This is a genomic window from Streptomyces sp. NPDC035033, assembly GCF_040636735.1.
GTDB lineage: Bacteria > Actinomycetota > Actinomycetes > Streptomycetales > Streptomycetaceae > Streptomyces.
This window is the reverse complement of the sequence record NZ_JBEZUZ010000069.1, coordinates 22102-43535: the sequence shown is the minus strand read 5'-3', so window position 1 is coordinate 43535 and position 21434 is coordinate 22102. Positions and strand designations below refer to the sequence as shown.

Annotated in this window: 14 protein-coding genes; 5 read left to right on the top strand and 9 right to left on the bottom strand. The window is 75.2% G+C overall.

Annotated elements, in window-relative coordinates:
• Positions 1-48: 48 nt before the first annotated feature.
• The gene (locus AB0E83_RS25005) at positions 49-1200 is read right to left on the bottom strand and encodes a hypothetical protein (RefSeq protein ID WP_362115980.1); all 1152 of its coding nucleotides are present in this window, start codon (positions 1198-1200) and stop codon (positions 49-51) included.
• 175 nt (positions 1201-1375) lie between these two features.
• Here AB0E83_RS25005 and AB0E83_RS25000 point away from each other — a divergent pair, with 175 nt between their 5' ends.
• Positions 1376-2860, top strand: a complete 1485-nt coding sequence (locus tag AB0E83_RS25000; RefSeq protein WP_362115977.1) for a SpoIIE family protein phosphatase — start codon at positions 1376-1378, stop codon at positions 2858-2860.
• 169 nt (positions 2861-3029) lie between these two features.
• On the opposite strand, the gene AB0E83_RS24995 is transcribed toward AB0E83_RS25000, so the two are convergent.
• Positions 3030-4520 carry a hypothetical protein gene (locus AB0E83_RS24995; protein WP_362115974.1) on the bottom strand — a complete coding sequence of 497 codons (1491 nt, stop codon included), beginning with the start codon at positions 4518-4520 and terminating at the stop codon, positions 3030-3032.
• A gap of 235 nt (positions 4521-4755) precedes the next feature.
• On the opposite strand from AB0E83_RS24995, the gene AB0E83_RS24990 reads away from it, so the two are divergent.
• From AB0E83_RS24990 to AB0E83_RS24980, 3 genes are all read left to right on the top strand, one after another.
• On the top strand, positions 4756-5892 hold the full coding sequence (locus AB0E83_RS24990; protein WP_362115971.1) for an aminoglycoside phosphotransferase family protein: 1137 nt from the start codon (positions 4756-4758) through the stop codon (positions 5890-5892).
• 308 nt (positions 5893-6200) lie between these two features.
• Positions 6201-8123 carry a peptidoglycan recognition family protein gene (locus AB0E83_RS24985; protein WP_362115968.1) on the top strand — a complete coding sequence of 641 codons (1923 nt, stop codon included), beginning with the start codon at positions 6201-6203 and terminating at the stop codon, positions 8121-8123.
• A 159-nt stretch (positions 8124-8282) separates the two neighbouring features.
• Positions 8283-10529, top strand: a complete 2247-nt coding sequence (locus AB0E83_RS24980; protein WP_362115965.1) for a germacradienol/geosmin synthase — start codon at positions 8283-8285, stop codon at positions 10527-10529.
• A gap of 54 nt (positions 10530-10583) precedes the next feature.
• On the opposite strand, the gene AB0E83_RS24975 is transcribed toward AB0E83_RS24980, so the two are convergent.
• From AB0E83_RS24975 to AB0E83_RS24965, 3 genes are all read right to left on the bottom strand, one after another.
• Entirely contained in the window at positions 10584-10949 is a 366-nt protein-coding gene (locus AB0E83_RS24975) for an RNA-binding S4 domain-containing protein (RefSeq protein ID WP_362115962.1), read from the bottom strand.
• Between the two features lie 17 nt (positions 10950-10966).
• On the bottom strand, positions 10967-11464 hold the full coding sequence (locus AB0E83_RS24970) for a hypothetical protein (protein ID WP_362115959.1): 498 nt from the start codon (positions 11462-11464) through the stop codon (positions 10967-10969).
• Between the two features lie 79 nt (positions 11465-11543).
• Positions 11544-14399, bottom strand: coding sequence for an AAA family ATPase (locus AB0E83_RS24965; RefSeq protein ID WP_362115992.1), 2856 nt, complete (start codon positions 14397-14399; stop codon positions 11544-11546).
• Positions 14400-14902: 503 nt separating this feature from the next.
• Between AB0E83_RS24965 and AB0E83_RS24960 the strand changes: the two genes are divergently transcribed.
• Complete coding sequence (locus tag AB0E83_RS24960) at positions 14903-17161, top strand: alpha-N-acetylglucosaminidase (protein ID WP_362115956.1); 2259 nt, start codon at positions 14903-14905, stop codon at positions 17159-17161.
• 14 nt (positions 17162-17175) lie between these two features.
• Here AB0E83_RS24960 and AB0E83_RS24955 read toward each other — a convergent pair whose 3' ends face one another.
• From AB0E83_RS24955 to AB0E83_RS24940, 4 genes are all read right to left on the bottom strand, one after another.
• Complete coding sequence (locus AB0E83_RS24955) at positions 17176-18342, bottom strand: thiolase domain-containing protein (RefSeq protein ID WP_362115953.1); 1167 nt, start codon at positions 18340-18342, stop codon at positions 17176-17178.
• An 88-nt stretch (positions 18343-18430) separates the two neighbouring features.
• A complete protein-coding gene (locus AB0E83_RS24950) occupies positions 18431-19492 on the bottom strand; it encodes a thiolase domain-containing protein (RefSeq protein ID WP_362115950.1) in 1062 nt (353 codons plus the stop codon).
• A complete protein-coding gene (locus AB0E83_RS24945) occupies positions 19489-20451 on the bottom strand; it encodes an OB-fold domain-containing protein (protein WP_362115947.1) in 963 nt (320 codons plus the stop codon). The genes AB0E83_RS24950 and AB0E83_RS24945 overlap by 4 nt, the downstream gene beginning before the upstream one ends.
• A 118-nt stretch (positions 20452-20569) precedes the next feature.
• Positions 20570-21370 carry a crotonase/enoyl-CoA hydratase family protein gene (locus AB0E83_RS24940; RefSeq protein ID WP_362115944.1) on the bottom strand — a complete coding sequence of 267 codons (801 nt, stop codon included), beginning with the start codon at positions 21368-21370 and terminating at the stop codon, positions 20570-20572.
• Positions 21371-21434: the final 64 nt, after the last annotated feature.

The following is a 21434-nucleotide window of genomic DNA, read 5'->3' as shown; positions in this document are numbered from 1 at the left end:
GCTTGTACTCGACCAGCTGGGTGCGGCCGTCGAAGGTGCGGTGGTCGGTCATCTCCAGGGCGACGTCCGGATAGCCGTCGTAGATGCGCTCCTCATCGTCCCGGGTGCGGCTTCGGACTCGTCGGGGTCCCGCGCGGGGGGCTCGGTCTCGGTCTCGGTCTCGGGCCCGGAGTCGGGGACGGGCCCGGAGTCGGGGGCGGGCCCGGAGTCGGCCGTCACCGGCACGGGCGGAGCCGCCGCGAAGCCCGCGGGAAGGGGCGGGACCGCGACGGGTACGGGTCGCTCCGCTCGTACGAGACCGGGTGCCGGCTCGGGGGCCGGGGCCTGCGCGGGCACCGGGACGGGGACCGCGGCCTGAGCCTGGACGGGGGCCGGGGCGGGGACCGGGACAGGAACCGGGACGGAAATCGGGACAGGGGCCGGAGCCGGAGCCGGGACCGGGGGCGGGGTCCCGTCCGGAGTCGCGGACCGCGCGCGCGGCGGCGCCGTCGGGACGGTCCCCGCCGTCAGGAACAGCGCCTGGGGCGACCGGGTGCGGTGCGCCGCTTCCTCGTGGAGGGCGGGGAAGGGGAGGCGGGCGCCCGCGCGCCACTGGTCCGCCCAGGCGCGGAGGTAGTCGGGGGCGGCGCGCTCGCCCCGGCGCGGGGGCGCGGTGACCCGGGCGTAGAGGGCCGGGGCGGGGTTCAGGCGCAGCAGGTCCGTGCCGGCGCCGAGGCGGGTCCACGCCTCCGGCTCCGCGACCAGGTCGGCGACGACCGTCGTGGTCCCGGCCGGACGGGCCGCCGCCGCCTCCGCGAGCCAGTGCCAGGGCAGGGCGGTGTACCGCAGGGCCGCCGAGGTGCTGCGGGCCAGGGCGAGGTGGGGCAGCTGCTGACGGCGGTCCAGGTGGAGCTGGCCCGCGAGGAAGAGGACGAGCGGGCCGGGGCTCTGCGCGGCGGCGCGCAGCCGGGTGAGGACGGTCTGGGGGTCGACGGGGTCGGCGAGTTCGACGAGCGTCGCGGTCGCCGTGCCGGTGAGGACGCCGGGCGGCACCGCCGCGAGCGCGGGCAGCACGGAGGCCGCGTCCATCGCGCGGCCGCGGCCCGCGGGCGCCGCCGCGAGCAGCACCGCCGTACCCGCCGGGGCCGAAGTCACCGCCGCCGCCTCCCCCGTGTCCGTACCCACCGTGCCCGCCGTACCGTTCGCCTCGTCGCTCACCACACCTGCACCGTAGCCTCTTGAGGCGTGGCCGATAACGGCCGGGCCTTTGGCATATGCCAGAAGCACCACCGGATCGAGTGTTGCCAAATCCCTTACGGGCGCTCCGACCCTGTGCCACAGTCGTCCCCAGGCCCCTTCCCACACGGGCCGCGCCGCGCCTGTATCGGAGTACGACATGCCGTCCCCTCTGTTCGCGGACCGCCCCGCCCAGCCTCCGGAGCCGGGTGCGGTGGACGCGCTGATCTCGCAGACGAGCCGTCTGCGCGGTGAGGTCGACGCCGTCCGCCGGGACGCCGCTGCCCACGACGACGACCCCCGCCGGCGCTGGCAGCGCGCGCTGTGCGATCTGGCCATGCATCAGCTCGACGACCTGAAGGCGCAATTCGGCCAGCTTCGGGACGGCGCCCCGGTGGTGCCGCTCCCGGAGCCGCGGGCCGAGGCGCCCGAGGAAGAGGATCCCGTCTTCGACGGCTCGTTCACGAGCGACGCCGGGGCCGCCTACGGCGAGCCGCCCGCCCGCACCGGCTCCCTCCTCACCCGCGTCGGCAGCGCCGAGTGGAACCTGCTGACCGACGAGGTGAGCTGGTCCGAGGAGCTGTTCCAGATCTTCGGCCGCTCGCGCGAGCGGGGCCCCATGTCGCTGGACGAGATGCCGACGGTCGTCCTCTCCGAGGACCAGCCGCTCCTCCAGGCGATGGTGACGGACTGTCTGATCGACGGGAAGCCGATCGACGGCGAGTTCCGGATCGTCCGCGCGGACGCCAAGGTCCGGACCCTCCACATGACCGGCGAGCCGGTGCTCGACGCCGACGGCTGCACGGCCTCCATGTGGGCCGTCCTGAGGGACGTCAGCGAGCTGCGCCGCAGCGAGCGGGCCGTCCGCGAGAGCCGGGACAGCCTGGAGCGGACCCGGCAGATCGAGCGCACCGAGCGCCGGGTCGCGGTCGAGCTCCAGGAGGCGGTCCTCCCGCCGTGGCGCGGCTCGCTCCGCTTCGCGCACGACGGCCCCGCCCCGCTCGACGTCGCCGGCCACTACCTCCCGGCCGCGTCCACCGGCCTGATCGGCGGCGACTGGTACGACGCGCTCGCGCTGCCCTGCGGCGACGCCCTGCTGACCGTCGGCGACCTCACCGGCCACGGCGTGGCGGCGACCTCCTCGATGGCGATGCTGCTCGGCGCGCTGCGCGGCATGGCCGTGGCCGGAATCCGCCCCGGCGCCCTCATGGGCCACCTCAACCAGCTCCTGGAGAGCTCCGGCCAGCCCGCCCTGGGCAGCGCGATGTGCTGCCGCTACGACCCGGTGGCGCAGACGCTCACCTGGGCACAGGCCGGCCACCCCGCCCCGCTGCTGTTCCGCGGCGGGACGGGGCGTCCGCTGCGCCGCCCGGAGGGCGTCCTCCTCGGGGCGACGGCGGGGGTCGCGTACGAGGAGACCGAGACCCGGCTCCGCCCGGGCGACGTCCTCGTGCTCCACACCGACGGCCTGACCCGCGGTGCGGACGTCTTCGACGAGACCGGTGTCGCACGGCTGCTCGACCTCGCCCCCCGGTTGTCGGAGGCGCGGGACGCGCAGGAGTGCCTGCGGGCGGTCCTGGAGGAGTTCGGCGAGGAGGCCCGGGAGGACGACGCCTGCCTGATGGTCGTCCGCGTCGGTTCCTGAGCACCGGTCCCCGGTCCTCCGGCCCCCGGTACGGGAAGCCGTACGGAGGGCAGGCCGGAGCCCGGTCCGGTGCGCCTTCTTCTCCGTCCGCGTCCGGGGGCTTCCCCCCGTCGTCCGGGACGTCTTCCCCGTCGGCGCGCGTACCGCCGGCCGGGGGCGCGCCCCGCTCTCAGGCCAGCCCGGATCGCGGGGTCTCCGGTGACTTCGGCAGCTCGACCTCCAGCTCGGCCCGCAGGTCCTCGATCTTCGAGTAGCCCGCGTACTGGCCGGTGAGCCGGTACATCTCGCGCAGCCGGTGCCAGGTCCGGTGCGAGGAGGTCTCGCCCATGGAGATGAGGGCGAGCCGGGCGTAGCGGTCCGCCTGCTCGGGATCGTCGGCGATGAAGCAGGCCGAGGCCATCGAGATGTGGTCGAAGAGCTTCGAGCGGTTGTGGCCGTCGCTCCGCAGGTCCAGGGCGAGCTTGGCGTGGCGCTGCGCGGGGACCGCGGCCGCCGGGTCGTGCTCGGCGAGGGTGCGGTAGGCGAGCGCCTGCATGCCGTGCATGTCGGCCTCGTCGAAGCTCTGCATCCAGTTCGGCGTCTCGTCCGACGCCTCGGAGACGAAGAGGTCCTCGGCCTCGCCGAGGGTGCGGCGCATCGCCTGGCCGCGGCCCATCGAGGCCTGCGCCCACGCCTCGATGGTGTGGAACATGGCCTGGGTGCGCGGCAGCAGCCGTTCGCCCGCGCCGGACTTGGCGAGCTTCATCAGGTCGAGGGCGTCGTCCGGCCGGCCCAGGTGGACCATCTGGCGGGCGGCGCGGGAGAGCGCCTCGCCGGCCCGGGGGCGGTCGCCGCTCTCGCGGGCCGCGTGGGCCGCGATGACGAAGTACCGCTGGGCGGTGGGTTCGAGGCCCACGTCGTGGGACATCCAGCCCGCCAGGACGGCGAGGTTGGCGGCGACGCCCCACAGGCGCCGCTGGAGGTGGTCGGCGTGGCGGTAGGCGAGCATGCCGCCGACCTCGTTGAGCTGGCCGACCACCGCCTTGCGCTGGAGGCCGCCGCCCCGGGAGGCGTCCCAGGCGCGGAAGACCTCCACGGAGCGCTCCAGCGCCTCGATCTCCTCCGACCCGATGGGGGCGGCCTCGTAGCGGTCGTACCCGGCGGGGTCGGCGTGGAGGGGATCGGTGGCGCGGGGGGCCGCGGTGGGGCGGGCGGGCTCGGTGCGGAGCCAGTCGTGCAGGGAACTGCTGAGTGCGGAGCCGGCGGTGAGCGCGATTCCCGCGCCCATCAGGCCGCGTCGGTTGAGCATGAGGTCCATTCCCGTGAATTCGGTGAGGACCGCAGCCGTACGGTCGGGAGCCCAGGGCATTCCGTCAGGGTTCTCGTCGTTGTTCCTGACGTCCTGCCGCGTTCCGGCACGCCCGCGTCGTACGAACCCGAGGTCCTCGATGGTCACGACACGGCCGAGTCGCTCGGTGAACAGGGCGGCCAGCACCCGGGGGACGGGATCGCGCGGGGTCTCCCCCTTGTCGATCCAGCGCCGCACCCGCGAGGTGTCGGTCGACAGCTGGGGGTGGCCCATGGCCGCCGCCTGCCGGTTGACCAGTCTCGCGAGTTCGCCCTTGGACCAGCCGGCGAGGCCGAAGAGGTCCGCCAGGCGGGTGTTGGTCTGTCCTGTCACGTCTAAGCCCCCAGGTTCTCGGCTGAGTTGACAGTAGCCCCCTGTCATAGGGCTGGCGACTATTCGCCAGGGTTCGCCAGGGTGCGCTGGATGTTCCGCCACCCGCGCGCGGGTGTCAGGTAGGTATGCGCCACCCCGCCCCGTCGACCGGCCCTCATTTTCCCCAGGGTGCGGACCGGGGGCGGGCGGGGCGACGCACGCGATTCGTCGGCACACGAAGGGATCTGTCACCTCCATGTACACAGCATCGTCCTCCGTGTCCGCCCCGCCCCGGCCGCAGACCCGCCTGGCGCCGGCCGGCGCCGGACCGTACCTCGCCCCCGCCCCGCGGGCCGTTCGGCCCCGGACCTGGGCGGCCGGGACCGGTGCCGCGTCCGGTGCCCGGGTCAGCGGCAGGATCGACCTGTCCGGTCCGCAGGGGGCGCAGCTGAAGGTCGCCATCGCCTCGGTGCAGCGGATCTGCCCGGAGTTCAACCCGGTGCAGGTGCTGCGGCGCAGCGGCCGGTCCGTCCTGATCGTGGGGACGACCGGACGCACGACGGCGGTGGCGAAGTGTTTACTGGACCACTCCCCCGCGTGGGCCGAGCGGTTCCGGCACGAAATAGCGTCCTACCGCTCCTTCGTCCGCCACCGTCCGCCGGTGCGCGCACCGCGGCTGATCGCCGCGGACCCGGAGAACTGCGTGCTGGTGATCGAGCGGATGCCCGGGAGGGCCGCGGCCCTCTCGCGCCACCCCCTGGAGGCCCCGCCGCGGGCCGACGTGCGGGCGGCGCTGGGGGCGATCACCCGGCTCAACGCCTGGCGGCCGCCGGCCGGGACCTTCGACGCGCCGCTGGACTACGGAGCGCGGATCGCCCGCTACCACGAGCTGGGGCTGTTCACCGACCGGGACCGTGACGACCTGCAGAAGCTGCTGCACGGTCTGGCCCACGCGGGCGGCCGGCAGGGCATGGGCCAGTTCTGCCACGGGGACGCGCTGCTCTCCAACATCCTCCTCTCCCCCGCGGGTCCGGTCCTGGTCGACTGGGAGCACGCCGGCTGGTACCTGCCCGGCTACGACCTGGCGACGCTGTGGGCCGTGCTCGGCGACGCGCCGCTGGCCCGGCGCCAGATCAGCCAGCTCGCCCAGCAGGCGGGCCCGGCCTCCCGGGACGCCTTCCTGGTGAACCTGATGCTCGTGCTGACGCGGGAGATCCGCACGTACGAGACGGCCGTGCAGCGGACCATCAAGGAGGCCCCGCCGGCGGGTTCGGTGCCGGTGTCCTCGGGGGCGCTCGCGCCCGGGGAGGAACAGCGGCTGCTGCTGAGGCGGCTGCACGACGACTGCGCCATGGCACGGCGGGCCGTGCGCGCGGCGGTCGGGACGCGCTGACGTCCCGGCCGTGGAACGGGGGTGCGCCGCGCACCCGGTGCCGACACACCGGGAGCGTGGCGCTTCGCCGTTCCCGGGGAGCCTCATTGGTCGAGACCACCGACGCGCCGCCGGTGGGCGGGCCGTCACCGCGAAAGTCGCCCCGTACGGCCGACGGACCCGCCCTGACGTGGGAACTCGCCCGCCGCGAGGGGTGATTGACGGATGGTCCGGGAGCCGCTACCCCTGTACGGGTTCGGTCCCGCACGCCCCCGCGTCACCCCCCGCCCCTGGAGGCTGCCTTGCTCCGTTCCGCGTCCCGAGGACGTGTGCTCTCCCTCGCCGCGTCCGCCGCCCTGCTCCTGCCGCTGCTGTCGGGCGCGCCGCCGGCCGGCGCCGACGCGCCGGTGGCGGACTCGCTCCAGCGCCAGTTCGCGGTGGCGGCCGAGCGCCACGGCGTGCCGCGGAGCGTGCTGCTCGCCGTCTCCTACCTCCAGTCGCGCTGGGACGGGCACGCCGGCGCGCCCAGTGTGTCCGGCGGCTACGGGCCGATGCACCTCACCGACGCGGCGACGGCCCTGGCCCGTTCCGTACCGCACCACTCGGAGGACGGCGAGGACGCGCGCGGCGACGCCGCCCGGCCCGCCCGGGCCGGGGCGGAGGCGGCGCTCCCCGCGCCGGAGGAGCTGCCCGCGCGGCTGCGGACCCTGGAGCGGGCGTCGGCGCTCTCCGGGATCCCCGCGGAGGAGCTGCGGACGTCGACGGCGGCGAACATCGAGGGCGGCGCGGCGCTGCTCGCCGCGGCCCAGCGGGAGGCCGGTCTCGCGCCGAGCGCGGACCCGGCCGACTGGTACGGGGCGGTGGCGCGGTACTCGGGCGCCGACGACGCGGCCACGGCGGCGGCGTACGCGAACGACGTCTTCGACGTGATCCGGACCGGCGAGGAGCGGGTCACGGACAGCGGGCAGCGGGTCGTGCTGCCGGCCGATCCGGCCGTGGCGCCGGAGACGGGCCAGGTGGCGGCGCTCGGGCTGCGGGCGCCGGAGCGCGGCCCGGTGGAGTGTCCGGTGACGGTGGCGTGCGAGTGGATCCCGGCGCCGTACGAGGAGTTCGGCGACGGCGACTACGGCAACCACGACAAGGCGGACCGGCCGGTCTCGCAGTCGATCGACTACATCGTGATCCACGACACCGAGGCGACCTGGGACGTCACCCTCAAGCTGGTGCAGGACCCGGCGTACGTCTCCTGGCAGTACTCGCTGCGCTCCTCGGACGGGCACGTCGCCCAGCACCTGCCGCTGAAGGACGTGGGCTGGCACGCCGGGAACTGGTACGTGAACGCCAAGTCGGTGGGCCTGGAGCACGAGGGCTTCCTGACGGCCCCGGACTCCTGGTACACGGAGGCGATGTACCGCGCCTCGGCGCGGCTGGTGCGGTACCTGGCGAAGCGGTACGACATCCCCCTGGACCGGCAGCACGTCATCGGGCACGACAACGTGCCGGGGACGGTGGCGTCGTCGATCCGCGGCATGCACACCGACCCGGGCCCGTACTGGGACTGGGCGCACTACTTCCGGCTGCTCGGCCGGCCGCTGACGCCGAGCGCGGGGCCGGCGGCGGGCGTGGTGACGATCCGTCCGGAGTACGCGGGGAACCGGCCGGTGTACACGGGGTGCGCGACCGCCGGGGAGGCGTGCGCGCCGCACGGCAGCGGCGCCGTGCGCCTGCACACCGCGCCGAGCGCCGACGCGCCCCTGGTGAAGGACGTCGGGCTGCGGCCCGGCGGGCAGTCCTCGACGACCGGCGTCAACGACACCGGGGCGCGGGCGTCGACCGGGCAGAGCTACGCGGTGGCGGAGCGCCGGGGCGACTGGACGGCGATCTGGTACCTGGGGCAGAAGGCGTGGTTCCACAACCCGCAGGCGGAGCCGACGGCGGTGAACGCGCGGGGGCTCGTGCTGACCCCGCGCGAGGGGCTGGCGGAGGTGCCGGTGTACGGGCGGGCCTATCCGGAGGCGTCGGCCTATCCGGCGGGGGTGCCGGTGCAGGCGGTCTCGCCGCTGCCGTACCGGCTGCTCGCGGGGCAGGAGTACGTGGTGGGTCACCGCACTCCCGGCGAGTACTACTACGCACCGGTGTTCGACAGCAGCGGCCACAAGGTCGTGCGGGGCCAGGAGGAGTACTACCAGATCCAGTTCGGCCATCGCATCGCCTTCGTGAAGGCCGCTGACGTGCGGGTTCACCAGGGCTGAGCGGGTCTGGCCGAAAGGCGCGGGGCGGTGCCGGGGTTCCCTCCCGGCACCGCCCCTCCCTCCGTTCGTACGACTATTCCCGAGGCCGGGTTCGCCCGCCGGGACAGGGGTAAGGCTGGGCCGGAACAGCACCCCTCCGCCGGAAAGGCCCGCCCGCAGATGCCTCAGCCCTTCGTCATGCCGGATTTCTACGTCCCGTATCCGGCGCGCCTCAACCCCCATGTGGAGGCCGCCCGGACGCACACCCGGGACTGGGCCCGCGCCATGGGGATGCTGGAGGGCTCCGGGGTCTGGGAGACGGCCGACCTCGACGCGCACGACTACGCGCTGCTCTGCGCCTACACCCACCCGGACTGCGGCGAGGAGGCGCTGAACCTCGTCACCGACTGGTACACGTGGGTCTTCTTCTTCGACGACCACTTCCTGGAGGCCTTCAAGCGCACCCAGGACCGGGCCGCCGGCAAGGACCACCTCGACCGCCTGCCCGCCTTCATGCCGGCCGATCCCGCCGGCGGCATGCCCGAGCCGGCCAACCCCGTCGAGGCCGGTCTCGCCGACCTGTGGCGGCGCACCGTCCCCGCCATGTCCGACGGCTGGCGGCGCCGCTTCGCCGAGGCCACCGAGGCGCTGCTCCACGAGTCCCTGTGGGAGCTCGACAACATCAACGACGGGCGGATCGCCAACCCCCTGGAGTACATCGAGATGCGCCGCAAGGTCGGCGGCGCCCCCTGGTCCGCCGGGCTCGTGGAGTACGCCGCCGGGGCCGAGGTCCCCGACCGGGTCGCCGGCTCCCGGCCGCTGCGGGTGCTCCGCGACGCCTTCTCGGACGCGGTCCACCTGCGCAACGACCTCTTCTCGTACCAGCGCGAGGTCGAGGACGAGGGCGAGAACAGCAACGGCGTGCTCGTCCTGGAGCACTTCCTCGGCTGCTCCACCCAGGAGGCCGCCGAGGCCGTCAACGACCTGCTGACCTCACGGCTCCAGCAGTTCGAGAACACCGCCCTCACCGAGGTGCCCGCGCTCGCCGTGCAGGAGGGCCTCACCCCCCTGGAGATCGCGGCGATCGGCGCGTACACCAAGGGGCTCCAGGACTGGCAGTCCGGCGGGCACGAGTGGCACATGCGCTCCAGCCGGTACATGAACGAGGGCATGGCCGACGCCGACGCCGTCCCCTCCGGTGCCCCGGCCCTCGGCACCGGCGTCCTCGACGTCCGCGGCCTGCTCGGCGGCCGGGCCGCCGAGGCGCGGACGCGGAGCCTCACCCACGTCCCGCACCAGCCGGTCGGTCCCCTGCCGCTGCCCGACTTCGCGCTCCCCTACCCCCGCGCCCTCAGCCCCCACCACCAGGAGGCCAAGCGGCGCTCCGAGGACTGGGCCGAGGCCATGGGCCTGTTCGAGGAGGGCGTCTGGGACCGGCCGATGATGGAGGGGTTCGACCTCGCCCTCTGCTCGGCCGGCATCGACCCCGACGCCACCCCGGAGGAGCTGGAGCTCAGTGCCCTCTGGCTGACCTGGGGCACCTACGCCGACGACTACTACCCGATGGTCTTCGGCCGCCCCCGCGACCTGGCGGGGGCACGGGCCCAGACCGCCCGGCTGAAGGCCTGCCTGCCGGTCGACGACCCGGCGTCCGCCGCCTCCTTCGCGGGAAACCCCATGGAGCGGTCGCTCGCCGACGTCTGGGCGCGGACCGCCGGACCGATGAGGCCGGAGGCCCGGGCCGAGCTGTGGACCGCGCTCGACGCGATGCTGGAGAGCTGGATGTGGGAGCTGCACGACCAGGCGCAGCACCGCGTGCCCGACCCGGTCGACTACGTCGAGATGCGCCGCAGCACCTTCGGCTCCGAACTGACCATGCTGATGGGCCGGTTGCGCCAGGAGAACGGTCTTCCGCCGGAGCTGTTCCGCTCGGGGACGGTCCGCGCCCTGGAGAACGCGGTGGCGGACTGCGGGGCGCTCGTCAACGACCTCTTCTCGTACCAGAAGGAGGTCGAGGTGGAGGGCGAGCTGCACAACGGCGTGCTCGTCCTGGAGAAGTTCTTCGACGTCGACCGGGACACCGCCGCCCGGATGGCGCACGGGCTGATGCGCGGCCGGCTGCGCCAGTACGAACACCTGAAGCGGCGTGAGGTACCCCTGATGTATGAGCACTTCGGGCTCGGCGCGGCCGGCCGGGCGGCCTTCGAGAAGCGCCTGCGGGAGCTGGAGGAATGGCTCGCGGGGGTGCTGCACTGGCACGAGAACGTCCGCCGGTACGGCCCCGGCGACGTGCGCTCGGGCGCCGGGACCCCGCTGCTCCGCGCCCAGTCCGGCGGTACGGCGCCGGTGCCGGACTGGACCGTGCCGCAGGGGCTCGGCACCACGGCGGCGCGGGTGGCGTCCGCCTTCGCCGGCGCCCCGGCCTGAGAGGACGCGGAAGGGCCGCCCCGGAGGCTCCGGGGCGGCCCTTCGGGCTGCCGGTCAGGGGCGGCGGCCGCGCAGCTCGTCGAGTTCGCGGCGCTCGCGCTTGGTGGGGCGGCCCGCGCCCCGGTCACGGACGGCGGCCAGGGCGACGTGCTCGCGCGGCGGCGGGGGCGGGGTCTTGTCCACGTACGCCTCGGCGGCCACCGGCGGGCCGACCCGCTTGGTCAGCAGCTCCTTGACCTCGACGATCCGCTCGCGGCCCGCCGCGTAGACCCGGACCTCGTCGCCGGGCTTCACGGCCTGGGCGGGCTTGGCCCGCTCGCCGTTGACCCTGACGTGACCGGCCCGGCAGGCCGCGGCGGCCTGGGAGCGGGTCTTCGTCAGCCGGACCGCCCAGACCCAGGCGTCGACGCGTGCGCTCATCGGCCCCCGCCTCCCGCTCAGCCCTGCTGGAACAGCTCGGCGGGGAGCGGCTTCAGCAGCGCGTAGAGGTCGTCGGTGATCGGCCGGTCCCAACTGGCGATCGTCACCAGGACGTTGTCGCTGCGGTCGAACTGGACGCAGGAGATGCGGCTCTCGGAGAGCTTGAGGCGGCGCACGATGAGGAGGTTGTCGCCCTGCATGACGGGGACGTCCTCGGTGTCGAGCACCTCGACCGGCTCGTCGTTCTCGAGGGCGGCGAGGAGCTGGGCGACCTCGAAGGGGATCTGGCCCTCGGCGAGCTCCCGGGCCGGGGAGCCCTTGGGGAGGTTGCCGATGATCATCGCGGGGCCGCGGCCGCCGAAGAGGTCGTAGCGCAGGAAGACGCCCTGGCAGGAACCGTCGGGAGCGGGCAGCAGACCGGCGCCGAGATTGCCGGGCCAGTCCCCCGGATCCATGGCCAGGACATCGAAGTCCGGGCCGGCGGGAGTGGCGCTGCGGCGGCGGAGGAAGGACATACGGCCATGGTACGTGCCCGGGGGCGCGGTGCGGCGCCGGGCTCCGCCCTTCCGGCGCCGTACGGGCCCGTCCGGGGGCTCAGTCCGCCCGGTCCGGCTCTCCGGGCGCCGTCCCCGTCCCGTCCGGGGCGCCGGGGTCGCCCAGGGCGTGGGCGAGGCCGGAGCGGTCGGTGCCGAGCTTGCGGTAGACGGAGGAGAGCAGGCGGGCGGCGGCGGTGGGCTCGATGCCGAGGACGACGGCCGGGTCGAGGCCCCGGACGGTGAGCCGGGCGGCCTCCCGCTCACGGGCGGTGAGCGAGTGGCTGTCGGCGGTGTACAGGGCGCGCGGGCGCAGCCCGGCGGCGGCCAGCTCGGCGCGGGCCTCCTCGACGAGGCCGTCGGCGCCGCAGTCCTGGGCGGTCTCCAGGCCCCGGTACAGGTGCTCGGCGGCCTCGGCGTGCCGCTCGGTGCGGCGGAGGGCGGCGCCCAGGGCGACCAGCGAGCGGGCCAGCTCGTACGCGGCCGGGGACTGGTCCAGCCACTCGACGGACTCCTCCAGGAGCTTGATCCGCTCGGCTCCCTCGGAGACCTCGGCGGTCACCCGGAGCGCCTGGCCGATCGCGGAGGGCGCGCCGTACTGGCGGGCGCGGGCGACGGCGTCCTGGGCGGTCGCGAGGGCCCGCGCCGGGGAGGTGGCGGCCTCGGCGAGGGCGAGGTAGAGCTGCCAGGGGCAGCAGGACGGGTTGCGCTTGCCGCGCGGGTCGAGGCGGCGGCCGATGTCGGCGAGCGCGGCGGCGGCCTCCTCGGTGCGGCCGGTGGCGAGGAGCAGTTCGGCGTGGACGGTCTCGCAGTCGGGGATGGTAACGGTGACCGAGAAGGGCGCGCCGAAGTCGTGCTCGCGGGCGACCCGCTCGGCCTCCTCGGTACGGCCCCGGGCAAGCAGGACCTCGATCATGACGCCGGTCGCGTACCACAGGGCGGGGGTGCCGGGGCCGACGCGCTCGGCGAGGCGGAGTCCGGCGCGGGCGAAGTCCTCGGCCTCCACGAGCCGGCCGCGCCGGAAGCGGATGTACCCGAGGAGGGTGTAGGCGAAGGAGAGGTGCGCGCCGCGCCAGCCCTGCTTCTCGAACTCGGCGGTGCCGGCGGCGAAGAGCTCCTCGGCGCGGCCGGGCCGGTCGGCGTAGAGGTGGATGAGGGCGACGAGGACCGGGACCTCGAAGCCGCGGCTCTCGTCGGCCCAGCTCAGGCCGCCCGCCAGGGCCCGCTCGGCGTGCCGGAGGGCGACGGCGGCGGGTTCGGCGCGCAGGGTGGCGTCCCAGGCGCGCAGGCCGATGATGTACCGCTCGGTGAGGTCGCGGCCGGCGAGCCGGTCGGCGAGGGCCGCGAGGCGGCGGGAGCGGGCGGGCGACTCGGGCTCGTCGGACCGGAGGGCGTCCCACATGAACCGCTCGGCCTGGATGCGCAGCTTGCTGCGGGCGTCGGTGCTCCGGCGGCTCTCGCTCTCCAGCAGCTCGGACGCCTCGACGAGGCGGTCGCTGTGGGCGAGGACCTGGGAGAGGCGGTAGACGATGTTCTGGCGCAGGACCGGGTCGGCGATGGGCTCCTCCAGGGCCGCGCGCAGGTGGTTGACGGTGGTGGCGGGTTCGGTGAGGAGGGAGGCGGAGCCGAGCTCGAAGAGGACGGCGGCGCGCTCGTCGGCGGCCGGGGGTTCCCGCAGGGCGCGGGCGAGGTGGCGGCGGGCCGCGTCCGGGGCGCCGGCCCGCAGGTTCTCGCGGGCGGCGGCGCGGAGCTGGGCGACGACCCAGGGGTCGCCCTCGGGGTGGGTCTCCAGGAGGTGGCGGGCCGCGGCGGCGGGGCCGAGCCCGGCGTCGACGACGCACCAGGCGGCCTGGCCGTGGAAGGCGACGCGGACGGCGTCGGGGATCGCGCGGTAGACGGTGCTGGCGATGAGGGGGTGGACGAATTCGAGCGGGGCGTCGGGGACGGTCGCCTCGGCGAGGACGCGGGCGTCGCGGAGGCGGGCGGCGCAGTCGGCGACGGCCTCGTCGCCCAGTCCGGCGAGGGCTCCGGCGAGCGACGGCGAGATCTCGGTGCCGAGGACGGCGCAGGCCCAGGCGAGCCGGACGGTGGCGGAGCCGAGGCGTTCGAGGCGGGTGATGAGGCCGCTGCCCTTGAGGGCGGCGGCGAGGTCGCGGAGTTCGTGGGCGCCGTCGGCGGTGGGGTCGAGGCCGCGGTCGCGGACCTTGGCGGCGAGTTCGACGGTCTCGAAGGGGTTGCCGGAGGTGACGGTCCAGAAGTCGCGGCAGAAGGCGTCGTCGGCGTGGGCGCCGATCCGGTCCCGGACCAGCCGGGCGACGGCGTCGGCGGTGAGCGGCGCGAGGCCGTGCGGGCGCTGGCCGGACCGGCGGCCGGTGAATTCGGCGCCCTCGTCGGGGAGTTCGTCCGGGCGGTAGGCGACGACGAGGAGCATGGGGAGGTCCTCGGCGCGCGGGGCGAAGGAGGCGAGCCAGCCGAGGGACTCGGGGTCGGCCCAGTGGGCGTCGTCGAGGACGACGACGAGCGGGGCGCGGCGGACGGCGAGGTGGGTGAGGACCCAGTCCAGGCCGTCGCGCAGGCCCTGGGGGTCGGGCGGTGAGCCGGCGGTGGCGGCGCGCAGGCCGAGGGCGGGGCCGACGATGTCGTACCAGGAGCCGAGCCGTTCGCGGAGTTCGGCGTCGGAGGCGTGGGCGAGCTGGGGCTGGAGGAGCTGGCGGGCGACGTGGAAGGCGACGCGCTGCTCCTGGTCGCCGCCGCGGGCGGAGAGGACGGTGCAGCCGCGGGCGCCGGCGCGGCGGCGGATCTCGGCGAGGAGGGTGGTCTTGCCGAGTCCGGCGGGCGCGGCGTAGACGAGGACGCCGCCGCGCGGGGCGGGCTGTTCCGGGACGAGCGGGGCCGTGCGCCCGGAGCGGAAGGGGATGACGTGGGCGCCCCGGGGGTCGCGCGGGGCGGGGACGCGGTCGGGCGGTGACGGGGGTTCGGCCGCGCCGCTGTCGCCCGCGAGGCCGGTGAGGAGGTCGAGCGCCTCCCCTCGGCGGCGTCGAGCGCGGCCTCGCGTTCGAAGAGGCCGAAGCCCTGCCGGGTCGGCCTGCCGTCCTGTCGTGCCACGCTCCACCCCCACCCAGGGGGTGCACACCCGGCGCACGGTCCCCGCACCGGGGTCGATCACCCCACGAAAGGCCCAGCGTACGCCGGAACGCGCCCTGTGTAACCGCATTCGTGCAAGCAGTTCACGTGGACGAGGGGTGCGGGGGCCGTCCGTCGACACGCAGGTCGGGGGGTGTTCGACGCACAGATGTGCGGAGTTGGGGAACGGGCCGGGGAGGCGTGTCTTCCTTGACCGGCGTCCCGGCGAATACTCCCATATGACGGACGGTCAGTTCATGATCGTCCCACGGTCCTTACGAGGGGATGAGCCGAAGCATGAGACCTCCTATTTCCCGTGCGCGGTCCTGGGCCGCGCGCTCGGCGTGCTCCCTCGCCCTGTGCGCCACGGTGCTGACGGCCCTGCCCTCCCCGGCGCCCGCCGCCGCCGAGCCGGGCGCTCCGGTCGCCGGGGCGGCCGGGGCGGCCGGGATGCCGGTCGCGGGGTACTCGGCCGGCGCGGCGCGGGCCGCGCTGGCGCGCCTGCTGCCCCGGCACGCGGACCAGTTCGAGCTGGTGCTGACCCGCCGGACCGCCTCCGGCGACCGGTTCGCGGTGACGGGCTCGGCGGGCCGCATCGTCGTCACGGGCACCACGCCCGCGGTGCTGCTGCGCGGGGTGCACTGGTACCTGAGCTACACGGCGGGCGTGGACCTGGGGTCGCCCGGGGACAGCCTGTCGGCGCTGCCGGCCCGGCTGCCCGCGCCTTCCGGCACGATCAGCAGGACGGCCTCGGTGCCGCACCGGTTCGCGCTCAACGACACGGACGACGGCTACTCGGGGGCGTACCGGGACTGGGCCTCCTACGAGCGGCAGATCGACCTCCTCGCCCTGCACGGGGTGAACGAGGTGTTCGTGCAGATGGGCGCGGAGGCCGCCTACCACGCGGCGTTCCAGGAGTTCGGCTACACGGGCGCGGAGCTGCGGAAGTGGATCCCGGGGCCCGCGCACCAGCCGTGGTGGCTGATGCAGAACATGTCGTCGTTCGGCGGTCCGGTCACCGAGCAGCTGATCGAGCGCCGGGCCGCGCTGGGCAAGCGGATCGTGGACCGGCTGCGGGAGCTGGGCATGACGCCGGTGCTGCCGGGCTACTTCGGCACGGTGCCGCCGGGCTTCACGGACCGCAACCCGCAGGGGCGGGTGGTGCCGCAGGGCCGGTGGATCGGCTTCACCCGGCCGGACTGGCTCGATCCGCGCGGGCCGCTCTTCCCGCGCGTCGCCGAGGCGTTCTACCGGCACCAGGCGCGGCTGCTCGGCACCACCACGATGTACAAGATGGACCTGCTGCACGAGGGCGGGAACCCGGGCGACGTGCCGGTCGGCGAGGCCGCGGCCCGGGTGCTGGCCTCGCTCGACGCCTCCCGGCCGGGCGCGACCTGGGTGCTGCTCGGCTGGCAGCGCAACCCGAAGGCCGAACTGCTCGCGGGCGTCGACACCTCGCGCCTGCTGGTGGTGGACGGGCTCTCCGACCGGTACGACGGGCTGGACCGGGAGACGGCCTGGGCCGGGACGCCGTACGCCTTCGGCACCATCCCCAACTTCGGCGGGCACACGACGATCGGCGCCAACACCTCCGTGTGGACCGAGCGGTTCGAGGCCTGGCGGACGAAGCCGGGCAGCGCGCTGCGCGGCATCGCCTTCCTCCCGGAGGCCACCTCGGCCAACCCGGTGACCTTCTCGCTCTTCACCGAACTGGCCTGGGGGGCCGCGCCGGCGGACCACGCCGGCTGGTTCGCCCGCTACGCGGCCCGCCGCTACGGCTCCCCCGACCCGCACGCCGCCAAGGCGTGGGAGTGGCTGCGGCAGGGCCCGTACGGCACCCCGTCGAACGGCTGGAGCGAGTCGCAGGACAGCCTCTTCACCGCCCGGCCCAGCCTCACCGTGCGGACCGCGGCCTCGTGGGGGCCGAAGTCGATGCGGTACGAGGCGGCGACGGTGGAGCGGGCGCTGGACGAGCTGCTGCGGGTGGCCCCGGCGCTGCGGTCCACCGACGCGTACCGCTTCGACCTGGTGGACACGGCCCGGCAGGCGCTCACCAACCGCAGCCGGGTGCTGCTGCCGAGGATCAAGGCGGCGTACGAGGCGAAGGACCTGGCGGCGTTCCGCGCGCGGGCGGCGGAGTGGCGCCGGTCCATGGAGCTGCTGGACGCCGTCCTCGCCACCGACCGGCGGTTCCTGCTGGGGCCCTGGCTGGAGGGCGCCCGCTCGTGGGGCCGCTCGGACCAGGAGCGGGCGACGCTGGAGTTCGACGCCCGCTCGCTCGTCACGACGTGGGGGCACCGGGCGGGCAGCGAGGCCGGGCTGCACGACTACGCCAACCGGGAGTGGTCGGGGCTGGTGTCGGGCTTCTACGCACCCCGCTGGTCGGCGTACCTGGACTCGCTGGAGACCTCGCTGGTCACCGGGCGGGCGCCGGCCGCGATCGACTGGTTCTCCTGGGAGAACGCCTGGAACCTGCGGCGGGACTCCTACCCGGTGACCCCGAAGGGCGACCCGGTGGCGCTGGCGACGCGGGTGCGCGACGCCCTGCGCGCCTGACGCGTCCGGGGCCGTCAGCCGGCCGGCGGTTCGGCGCCCACCAGCCACATGGAGAAGAACTGGGCGCCGCCGCCGTAGGCGTGGCCCAGGGCCCGGCGGGCGCCGTCCACCTGGTGCTCGCCGGCCTCCCCCCGCACCTGGAGGGCGGCCTCGGCGAAGCGGATCATGCCGGAGGCGCCGATCGGGTTGGTGGACAGGACGCCCCCGGAGGGGTTGACCGGCAGGTCGCCGTCGAGTTCGGTGACGCCGGACTCGGTGAGCTTCCACCCCTCGCCCTCGGCGGCGAAGCCCAGGTTCTCCAGCCACATCGGCTCGTACCAGGAGAACGGCACGTACATCTCGACGGCGTCGATCTGCCGGCGCGGGTCGGTGATCCCGGCCTGCCGGTAGACGTCGGCGGCGCAGTCGCGGCCCGCCCGGGGCGAGACGAAGTCCTTGCCGGCGAAGAGGGTGGGCTCGCTGCGCATGGCCCCGCCGTGCACCCACGCGGCGGGGCGCGGGGCGCGGGCCGCGCCGGCCCGGTCGGTGAGGACCATGGCGCAGGCGCCGTCGGAGGACGGGCAGGTCTCCGAGTAGCGGATCGGGTCCCACAGCATCGGGGACGCCTGCACCTTCTCCAGGGTGACGTCGTGCTCGTGGAGGTGCGCGTACGGATTCTTGAGCGCGTTGCGGCGGTCCTTGTACGCGACGAGGGAGCCGATCGTGTCCGGGGCGCCGGTGCGCCGCATGTAGGCGCGCACGTGCGGGGCGAAGAAGCCGCCGGCGCCGGCCAGCAGGGGCTGCTGGAAGGGGACCGGCAGGGAGAGCCCCCACATGGCGTTGGACTCGGACTGCTTCTCGAAGGCGAGGGTGAGGACGGTCCGGTGGACGCGGGCCGCGACCAGGTTGGCTGCGACGAGCGCGGTCGAGCCGCCGACCGAACCGGCGGTGTGCACCCGCAGCATGGGCTTGCCGACGGCGCCGAGGGCGTCGGCGAGGTACAGCTCCGGCATCATGACGCCCTCGAAGAAGTCGGGCGCCTTGCCGATGACGACGGCGTCGACGTCCGCCCAGGTCAGCTCGGCGTCGGCGAGCGCCCGCAGGGCGGCCTCGCGGACGAGTCCGGCGATCGAGACGTCGCGGCGGGCGGCGACGTGTTTGGTCTGGCCGATCCCGACGACGGCCACGGGCTCCTTGCTCACCTTGCCTCCTCGTTCGCTTCTCCGGCCGCGCGGCGCGGAGGTGCGTGCATCGTGGTCGTCCGCGGCCCGGCGGCCGCGCGTCCGCCGCTCACGGGCGGGGGTCCCCTTCGAGTACGGCGACCAGGTTCTGCTGGAGGCAGGGCCCGGAGGTGGCGTGGGCGAGGGCGCGGTCGGAGTCGCCGCGGTGGACGGCCGCGGCGGCCTCGCCGAGCCGGATCAGGCCGGCGGCCATGACGGGGTTGGCGGCGAGCGCGCCGCCGGACGGGTTGATCCGGACCTCGTCGCCGAGGCCGAGGGCCTTGGCGAGGACGACCTCCTGCGAGGTGAAGGGGGCGTGGAGCTCGGCGGTGTCGACGGGCCGGTCGAAGGCTCCGGCGCGCTCGGCGGCGAGCCGGGTGGACGGCGAGTCGGTGAGGTCGCGGACGCCGAGCGCGTGGGCCTCGATCCGGTGGTCCATGCCGCGGATCCAGGCGGGCCGGGCGCACAGTTCGCGGGCCCGGTCGCCGGCGGCGAGGATCACGGCGGCGGCGCCGTCGCCGATCGGCGGGCAGTCGCCGGTGCGCAGCGGCGCCACGACGTACTCGCCCTGCGGGCGGGCGCCGGTGACCTGGGCGTGCGGGTTCGCGGCGGCGTCGGCGCGGCGGCGGGCGGCGAGCGCGGCGAGCGCGGCCTCGTCGGTGACCCCGGCGTCGACGAGGGCCTGGGCCTGGAGGGCGGCGAGGGCGACGGAGTCCGGCCAGAGCGGGGCGAGGTAGTACGGGTCGAGCTGGCGGGTGAGGACGTCGCGGAGGGGGCCGGGCGAGGACTTGCCGTAGGAGTAGACGAGGGCGGTGTCGGCCTCGCCGGTCAGCAGCTTCACCCAGGCCTCGTAGAGGGCCCAGGCGCCGTCCGTCTCGACGTGGGACTCGGAGATCGGCGGCCAGGCGCCGACGCCGTCGAGGGCCATGGTGAAGGAGAAGGCCCGTCCGGCGAGGTAGTCGGAGGAGCCGGAGCAGGTGAAGTCGATGTCGGAGGTCCTCAGCCCGGTCTGCCGCAGCACGTCGTGGAGGACGGGCATCAGCATCTCGACCTCGGAGAGGTCGTCGGTGCGGCGCCGGTGGTCGCTCTGGGCGAAGGCGACGATCGCCACGTCCCGGTCGGGGGCGCTCACAACAGCTCCTTGTACGTGTCGTAGTCGGCGTCGGGTTCGCCGGTGGGGCGGTAGTGGTCGGGGTAGCGGCCGTCCTCGCTCCACACGGGTTCGACGCGCAGGCCCATCCGGACCTGGTCGTAGGGGATGCCGCCGATCCGGCCGTGCAGGGCGAGGCCGGCGCCGTCGAGGGCGATGTGGGCGTAGACGTAGGGGACTTCGATGTCGAGGTTCTTCGCTTTGATGTTGACGATGCAGAAGGTGGTGACGGTGCCGCGCGGGCCGACCTCGACCTGGTCGGCGGTGGCGATGCCGCAGGTCGGGCAGGCGCCCCTGGGCGGGACGTACACCTTGGCGCAGGAGGGGCAGCGCTCGCCGACCGTGCGGCGCTCGGCGAGGGCGTGGAGGTAGCGGGTCTGGGCGCGGCCGGGGCTGTAGGTGTAGTCGAGCCGGGCGGGGGCGGTGATGCCGGTGACGGGCGCGTCGAACGCGCCGGTGTGCGGGGCCGGTTCGCCGGTGGCCGGGTCGCCCTCGTACGGCTCGAAGCAGGCGATGTCGGTGATGGCGCCGGTCCGTTCGGCGGCCCAGCGGACGCGGACGCGCATGCCGGTGCGGACGGCGTCGGGGCCGGGGGCGTCGAGGGCGTGGAGGAGGGCGGTGTCGGCGCCGTCGAGGCGGACGAGGACCCAGGCGAAGGGGGTGGCCAGGGGCTGTCCGGTGCGGGGGGCGGGGTTCCAGGCCCAGGTGGTGACGGTGCCGGTGGGCGCCACCTCCACGAGGTCGCGGAGGTCGGCGGCGGTCTCGGGGTCGTACTCCACGGGCGGGACGAGGACCCGGCCGCCCTCGGTGCGGACGCCGAGGACGGTGCGCTCGCGCAGGCCGGTGAGGAAGGCGGACTGGACGGGGCCGAGGGAGCGGGTGAAGGGGAACTCGACGACGAGGGGGGCGCGGAGGATGTCGGGGGGCGGGGTGAGGGTCATGGGCCTTCCTCGGAGGAGAGGGGGAGACGGCGATCGGGGGCGGGCGGGGTGGGTGGGGCGGGGTCCCGCCGAGCACGGGCGGGCGCGGGTCGCGCGGGGCGGCGCGTCTCCGGGGACGTCACTCGCGCCGGTACACCGGGGGCCGCTTCTCCGCGAAGGCGCGGGCGCCCTCCTTCGCGTCCGCCGTGTCGAAGACCGGCCAGCCGCGCTTGAGTTCGGCGGCGAGCCCTTCGGTCTCGGTCAGTTCGGCCGTCTCGTACACGGACGCCTTCACCGCCTCGACGGCCAGCGGCCCGCAGGCGTTGATCCGTTCGGCGAGGTCGAGGGCGGTGTCCAGGGCCTTGCCGTCGGGGACGACCCGGCCGACGAGTCCGATCCGGGCGGCTTCCTCGGCGGTGTACGGGCGGCCGGTGAGGAGCATCTCCAGGGCGTGGGTGCGCGGGATCTGACGGGGCAGCCGGACAGTGGAGCCGCCGATCGGGAAGAGGCCGCGGCGGACCTCGAAGAGGCCGAAGGTGGCGGAGGTTCCGGCGACCCGGATGTCGGTGCCCTGGAGGATCTCGGTGCCGCCGGCCACGCAGGCGCCCTCGACGGCGGCGATGACGGGCTTGCGGGGGCGGTGGTGGCGGAGCATCGCCTTCCAGTGCAGGTCGGGGTCGGCCTTCAACCGCTCGCGGTACTCCTCCCCGGCCATGCCCTGCCCGGCGAGGGCCTTGAGGTCCATGCCGGCGCAGAAGGCGCCGCCCGCCCCGGTGAGGACGATCGAGCGGACGGAGTCGTCCGCGTCGGCCTCGGTCCAGCCGTCGTACAGGCCGACGAGCATCGGCAGCGACAGGGCGTTCTTGGCCTCGGGGCGGTTCAGGGTGAGGACGAGCGTGGCGCCTTCGCGCCGCACGGTGAGGTGTTCGGTGCCGGCCATGGGCTTCTCCCGTCTCCAGTTCTGGAACAGGTTGCAGGAGCGGCGGGGGCAGTTCAATAGTTTT